Consider the following 6,373-nt stretch of genomic DNA (forward strand, 5'->3'; position numbering starts at 1 on the left):
CTTCAAATTCCATGACCTGTAGAGTCTAGCACAGGTCAACGCAAACTATCAAAGATATGTGACTCCCAAAGAAAAAGCGCATCTCTCTGAAAAGGAGATGCGCCACTTCTGTAAAGCTCAAAGAATCTTCAGAGTATCCACACTAGAGACCGAAACGAATCTCGTTCCACAGAGTGTTGTAAAGTCTAAGGTCCGGCCCGAGATCTTTGATCAATTCGGTGTTTTCCATTTCTTCAAAGGTATAGACGGGCTCTTCCTCCATAAGCTCTCTAGCAGGCACGTTTGGAGAGGGAAGAAGTAGATAGTCTGAGATCATAGCCGCTATCTCGGGTCTCAGAATGAAGTTTATGAACAGATGAGCGTTCTCAACGTTATTCGAGCCTTTTAGAATAACGAAACTGTCGATCCACATCGTACTGCCCTCAAAGGGAATGAAGAAATCGATGTCCTTAAGCTCTTCTTCGGTTGCCTCATAGAAGATGTTTTCTCCGTATCCGTGGACTACCCAGAACTCGCCGGAGATTATTCCTTTGGCAAAGAGCTCGTTATCAAACTTGGCGATATTTCTCTTCCAGTTCAGGATTAGGTTCTTTGCTTCCTGAAGCTCATTGACATCGGTCGTGTTGACCGAGTATCCGAGATACTTCAAGGCGGCCCCAAAGACCTCTCTCATGTCGTCGAGCATTGTCATCTTTCCCTGGAGTTGAGGCAGTTCGAAGATCTTCCACGACCTCGGATAACTCTTGATGTACTTCGTATTGACTGCAATTCCCGTTGTTCCTACCATATAGGGGATGCTGAAGTTGTTGTTAGGGTCGTAATACATCTTTTCTATGACATTGGGATCAATATTCGCAAGATTGGGAACCAGCGACTTGTCTATCGTGAGCAGCATCTCTTCCTTGATCATTATGCTTGTGTAATCGGCTGAAGGCATAGCAAGATCGTAGCCGCGGGCACCTGCTTTGAGCTTTGCAAACATCGTCTCATTTGAATCGTAAGTGTCATAAGTCACTCTAATGCCGTACTCCTGAGAGAAAACCTCGATAACCTCATCTGGTATGTAATCCGACCAGCCGTAGATGATCAGATTTCCCTGACCTAGCATCAGCGCGGCAACCAGAAGCACAACAGCTGTAATGGTAAATCTCTTAATCAATAATCCCACCTCCTAGAAGATTAGCTTTCTGAATCTGCTTCCAAAGAAGGAAATAAACATAGTACCAACCAGAAGCAGTGTGGAAAGCGCGTTTATTACCGGGGAGACCCCGAACTTAATCATTGAATAGATCTTTAAAGGCAGTGTTGTAGATCCCGGGCCGGCGACGAAGAATGTTATTACGAAGTCGTCTATTGACAGAGTGAGACTGAGCAGGAAGCCGGCGATGATTCCAGGCATGATAATTGGAACGATCACTTTTCTGAAGACCTCATGGGTTTTGGCTCCAAGATCTCTTGCAGCTTCAACCACAGAATAGTCGAAGTCTTCAAGTCTGGTCATAACCGTTACGGTAACGTAAGAGACACAGAAAGTAACGTGTGCCACGAAGATCGTAAAAAGGCCAAGAGGAACGCCGACGGCGACGAAGAAGATCAGCATCGAGACTCCCATCAAAATGTCCGGGATTATCAGAGGCGTGTACACAAGAATGCCCAGATAACCTTTCAGCCTTGACTGATACCAGTAGAGAGCCATAGCTGAGAACGTTCCTATCGCTGTGGCGGCCAGAGAAGAGGTCAATGCGATTATTACTGTATTGAGAAATGCCCTCCAGACATCGGCCTGTCTGAACAACTCGGAATACCACTTCAGGGTGAAGCCCGTCCAAGTAACTCCCTGTCTTGCGCTGTTGAAAGAGAGTACAATAAGTGCCACGATCGGCAAATAGAGAAAGACGAAGGCCAGCGTTGTGATCGTCATGGAGAATCTGCGTCTTCCAATAACCTTCTTTGTCTCCATCAGATCTCTTCCTCTCTCATATAGTTTTCGCGGATCGTAAGCCGCCTCTTATTCTGTACCTTGTTTATTCTCATGTAGACCAGCAGGCCCAACGTAGATATCAGCAGGAAGATCATTGAGATCGCCGAGGAAGACGGCCAGTCTCTTGCCACAGTAAGCTGTCTTGCAATAAGGTTTCCGAGCATAGCTCCATCCGTTCCGCCGACCAGATCGGGAATCGCGTATGAGCCGAGAGCGGGAATGAAAACTAGAATGATTCCCGCAATAATGCCTCCTCTAATGGAAGGAATAAGAACCTTGAAGATGGCCTCGGTTCTCTTCGCTCCTAGATCCATTGCAGCCTCAATAAGCCGGAAGTCGAACTTCTCTATTGCACTATAAAGAGGAAGAATCATATAGGGGAGATACATATACACTATGACAAGGATCACCGCCCCTGTTGTATACATTAGAGTAAGAGGCTCTTCAAGACCGAGCAGCTGCAGAAAAGAGTTAATAACCCCGTTTCTGCCCAGAATGACCATCCAGCCGAATATCCTTACGAGGAAGTTGGTCCAGAAAGGAACGATAACAAGAGTGAGGTAGAGGTTGCTTCTCTTCGATGTCGCTATGAAGTAGGCAGTGGGCAAACCGATTCCCAGGCAAATCACGGTGGCAACCAGAGAAATCCAAACAGTCTTCCAAAGTATCTGCCAGTACCCCGCGTTACCCAGCATCCGAGTGTAGCTTTCCAAAGTGAATGGAAGCTCCACTCCACCATATATTCCCGACGTCAGGAAACTGTACAGTATGATGATGAAATATGGTATCAGAAAGAAAACCGTCAACCAGAGAACTCCAGGCATCGAAACGAGGAATCCGGCCAGATTCCGATTACTCTTCAACTGGAACACCACCCGTTTCCCTGAGAACGTAGCTATCATCTGCGAACCACCAGACAAAAACATCATCTTTCCAGGAGATGATGACTTCGTCTAGCAGATATCTAACATGCTGCTTGAACGCTTTCATATAGTATTCGCCGATAGCTACGGTGTACTTCGTCTGGTTTCCAAGATAAATGGTCTCGTCGACCACTCCCTTCAAGACGTTGAGCTTGGCTCCTTCGGGGACAACGGGTTTGTCCTTTGTAATCTTCACCTTCTCGGGCCTCAATGAGACCTGTATTTCCTGCCCCTCTCTTACTTCCATATCCTTGTAGAACCAGACTTTTCCGAATCTCTCGGTAACCAGCAGGAAGTATTCGGATTCTACTTTCTCGACGTTCCCGGTGAAGAAATTCGTCTCTCCAATGAAATTAGCAACAAAAGCATTCACCGGGCTCTCGTAGACTTCGAAGGGAGTCCCCAGCTGAATAATCTCTCCATCGTTCATCACGGCCACATGGTCGGAAATCGACATGGCTTCGCTCTGATCATGAGTCACATATATAAAGGTGATCCCCACTTCATCATGTATCGTGTCAAGCTCAACGAGCATGTGCTGTCTAAGCTTTGCGTCCAGTGCGGCGAGAGGTTCATCAAGCAGCAACACGGCAGGGTTTCCCACAAGGGCTCTTGCGATCGCCACGCGTTGTTTCTGACCTCCGGAGAGCTGTGAGGGCATCTTTTCAACGTGTCCGTTGAGGCGGGTAAGATCTATCATTTCCTTAACCTTGCGCCGGATTTCATTCTCGGGTTCCTTCCTGAGTCTCAGGCTGAAGGCTATGTTCTCAAAAACACTCAAATGAGGAAAGAGTGCGTAATTTTGAAAGACGGTATTTACTTCTCGTTCGTTGGGAGGAGTTCCAATTATGTTCTTGCCATTGAGAGTTATATTGCCAGAGGTAGGGTCCTCAAACCCGGCTATCATTCTTAGAATAGTTGTCTTTCCGCAACCGGAGGGCCCAAGAAGAGAGAAGAACTCACCCTGTTCTATCTTAAGAGAAACGTTGTCCACAGCTGTAAAGGAGTTATCGAAGACCTTCGTCACGTTCGATAGGACAACGGAGTATTCTTTCAACTATTCTCACCTCCAGTCATCTTTGAAGCAAGTAACAGTATACCCTACAAAGCTCCGGAATTGTGTTAATTCAAGTTGACTTAAGGAGTACAAAGACAACTACACTTGCCGTTATTGATAGCAAAGTGGCAACGGCAATTCTCCTCACAATTCTTGGATACTCTACCTTGAAGTATTCGCTCGTCAATACTAGGCAGAGATGGACTGGTGAAACAAGAACTCCCACAACTGCAAAAGTGTAGGCGAGAATCGTTGTAGAGAGTGTACCATAACCGTTGCCCATACTTAGAATCAGTGGAAGACTGAGTCCGACGCCGGCCTGAGTTACCCCAGTCATGAATCCCATGAGAAAGGGCAGAAGTACTACGAGAGTCAGCGGTGCAATCGACCAGGCCGTAAGTTCCGAACCCATAGATTGTGGAATCCCGACTGTCTCAACGAGGTTCTTGTAGAAGAATACTGTTAGAAGAAGAATGAAAGTCTTGTATTTCAAAGAAGAAACGAGAACCTTCTTCTTGTTTTTGTTTATAAGCATATATACTATCGAGGTTCCCAGAACTGCCAGCCACCCTGGCTGATTGAGAATTACAAGCACGATCACGGCGATAATCGGCCACGCGCTGATAATAAGCTCTCTCATCGCGAAATGGCTGTAACGGATTCTAATAGGTTTGCGAATCATAAGTAGATAGCCCGCAACAAGCGCAACGGCTCCAATGGGCATTAGCCATATTACCAGTGTGTTCAAACTGATTCTAGATATCCCCGAGGCAATTACGAGGGCTGGATAGAGCGGCCAGAAGAACTCCATCGCGTGTCTGAACCAGTAATTGAACACTAGTCCGTCTTCATTGGAAATCGTGGGATCGGCCCTTGCCAGATCTTTCACCATTGGAGCAGAAAACATCGCCCCTCCAGGCATTGGAAGAAGACCGATTATTGCCGGCATAAGGGCTATCGAGACTCTCGGCTCGGGGAAAAGCCTTTCAACGGCTTTCACAAACCTTGAAGAGTTGCCACTCTTGTCCATTGTTTCTCCCATGAGATAAATCGAGAAGACTGTAATGATAACCTTCCAGAATTCCCAGTCTGTAATCTCTTCAACGAACGCGCTAAGATAGTTTGTCGGGGAGATCATTAGCACAATACCAAGACCAATGACCGAGATCAAAAGCGACAAGGAAATGTCTTTGAGGATCTTTAGAGATACAATTAAGACAACGATAGCTACTGCAACTGCTAGAGTGTTCATTGATTCCTCCCAAGGGTACAGGTTAGCTTATCGAATTATTATATAATTTTGTTGAGGTAGAAGTAAATGGAGAATGTGGTTTTTGCAAGACGTTATTCCGATCATCCAGAAATAATAGAGAGATCCGATAGCGATAAAGGCTCGAGAATAATTCTGAAGTCCAACTATCCGAGTGGCTTTTCAGAGAACGGAGATCTCCCTCTATACCTTTACAAAGGAGGAAGAAAGGGGACTGTTCTCTTCTTTCATGGAAGGGGGGAAAAGAACCTCGATTACCTGAGGTGGTTTCCCGAAAACCTTGCGAAGACGGGTTATGCCGGTGCTATGATGATACTTCCCTATCATTTCGAAAGAACCCCCATAGGCTACAGATCGGGAGAGCTGTTTCTCGATCCTAGAACAGATGTTCTTAGGGAGCGTTTTGAAAACGCGGTTGTTGACGGTCTTACATGTTTGAATTACCTCAAATGGGAGTGCCCTCCACCTTACTTTCTGATGGGATACAGCTTCGGAGGGTTTATATCTGTCATAACGGCGGCACTCGACAGGTCGATCTGCGCACTCTCGCTCGTCGTCACGGGCGGGAATTTCTACCACATAACCTGGAAGAGCTTCGTGACAGGTGTGATGAGAGTCAAATACGAAGAGGACGGGTCCTGCAACAAGGAGAAATGCAAGAAACTGCATGGTGAAGATTATGAGAGATACATCCGTTCCTTGGAGGGCCCCGAGCTGGAAATCGGTAGTGCTCCAATATCCTGCTTTGAGTACGACCCACTGACATTCGCGAAGTTTGTCAAGTGTCCGACTCTCATAAACGGTGCCCTCTTCGACATTTTCGTCCCCAGACGCTCCACAAAGGAACTCTCAGAGAGGATACCAAATTCGACACTCCGATGGATGCCTACAGGCCATTTGACCTCAATACTCCTCAAGAAGACGATTCTGAAAAGATCAATAGATTTCTTCGAAGGAAAATGTAAAGGAAAGAATGTTTTGTGAAAACCGGGGCGGGGGGGGGGGAGGGGGATTGGGGGGTGGGAAAAGGGGGAAAAGAAGGAAAGGTTGGCTCCGCCGGGAAGGGGGGGCGGCGGGGGGGGGGAAGGAAGGCCGGGAAGGGCATCCGGGGAAAGATGCTGGGGGCTTTGCCCCCGGGGGGG

At 47.0% G+C, this 6,373-nt stretch carries 6 protein-coding genes; 1 reads left to right on the forward strand and 5 read right to left on the reverse strand.

The window, feature by feature from the left end:
- Positions 1–142: 142 nt before the first annotated feature.
- From V512_RS01050 to V512_RS01070, 5 genes are all read right to left on the reverse strand, one after another.
- Positions 143–1,168: an extracellular solute-binding protein gene (locus V512_RS01050; protein WP_347708247.1), complete on the reverse strand. Its 1,026-nt coding sequence runs from the start codon at positions 1,166–1,168 to the stop codon at positions 143–145.
- Between the two features lie 3 nt (positions 1,169–1,171).
- Complete coding sequence (locus V512_RS01055) at positions 1,172–1,960, reverse strand: ABC transporter permease subunit (RefSeq protein ID WP_099828613.1); 789 nt, start codon at positions 1,958–1,960, stop codon at positions 1,172–1,174.
- On the reverse strand, positions 1,960–2,844 hold the full coding sequence (locus V512_RS01060; protein WP_099828614.1) for an ABC transporter permease: 885 nt from the start codon (positions 2,842–2,844) through the stop codon (positions 1,960–1,962). The genes V512_RS01055 and V512_RS01060 overlap by 1 nt, the downstream gene beginning before the upstream one ends.
- Entirely contained in the window at positions 2,834–3,961 is a 1,128-nt protein-coding gene (locus V512_RS01065; protein ID WP_099828615.1) for an ABC transporter ATP-binding protein, read from the reverse strand. The genes V512_RS01060 and V512_RS01065 overlap by 11 nt, the downstream gene beginning before the upstream one ends.
- A gap of 70 nt (positions 3,962–4,031) precedes the next feature.
- The gene (locus tag V512_RS01070) at positions 4,032–5,213 is read right to left on the reverse strand and encodes a DUF401 family protein (protein WP_099828616.1); all 1,182 of its coding nucleotides are present in this window, start codon (positions 5,211–5,213) and stop codon (positions 4,032–4,034) included.
- Positions 5,214–5,279: 66 nt separating this feature from the next.
- On the opposite strand from V512_RS01070, the gene V512_RS01075 reads away from it, so the two are divergent.
- Positions 5,280–6,215: an alpha/beta hydrolase family protein gene (locus tag V512_RS01075; RefSeq protein WP_099828617.1), complete on the forward strand. Its 936-nt coding sequence runs from the start codon at positions 5,280–5,282 to the stop codon at positions 6,213–6,215.
- Positions 6,216–6,373 lie beyond the last annotated feature (158 nt).

Source organism: Mesotoga sp. Brook.08.105.5.1 (assembly GCF_002752635.1).
Lineage (GTDB): Bacteria > Thermotogota > Thermotogae > Petrotogales > Kosmotogaceae > Mesotoga.

Coding starts and splice junctions, on each gene's coding strand:
- V512_RS01055 (WP_099828613.1), bottom strand. CDS start 1,960: ATGGAGACAAAGAAGGTTATTGGAAGACGCAGATTCTCCATGACGATC.
- V512_RS01070 (WP_099828616.1), bottom strand. CDS start 5,213: ATGAACACTCTAGCAGTTGCAGTAGCTATCGTTGTCTTAATTGTATCT.
- V512_RS01075 (WP_099828617.1), top strand. CDS start 5,280: ATGGAGAATGTGGTTTTTGCAAGACGTTATTCCGATCATCCAGAAATA.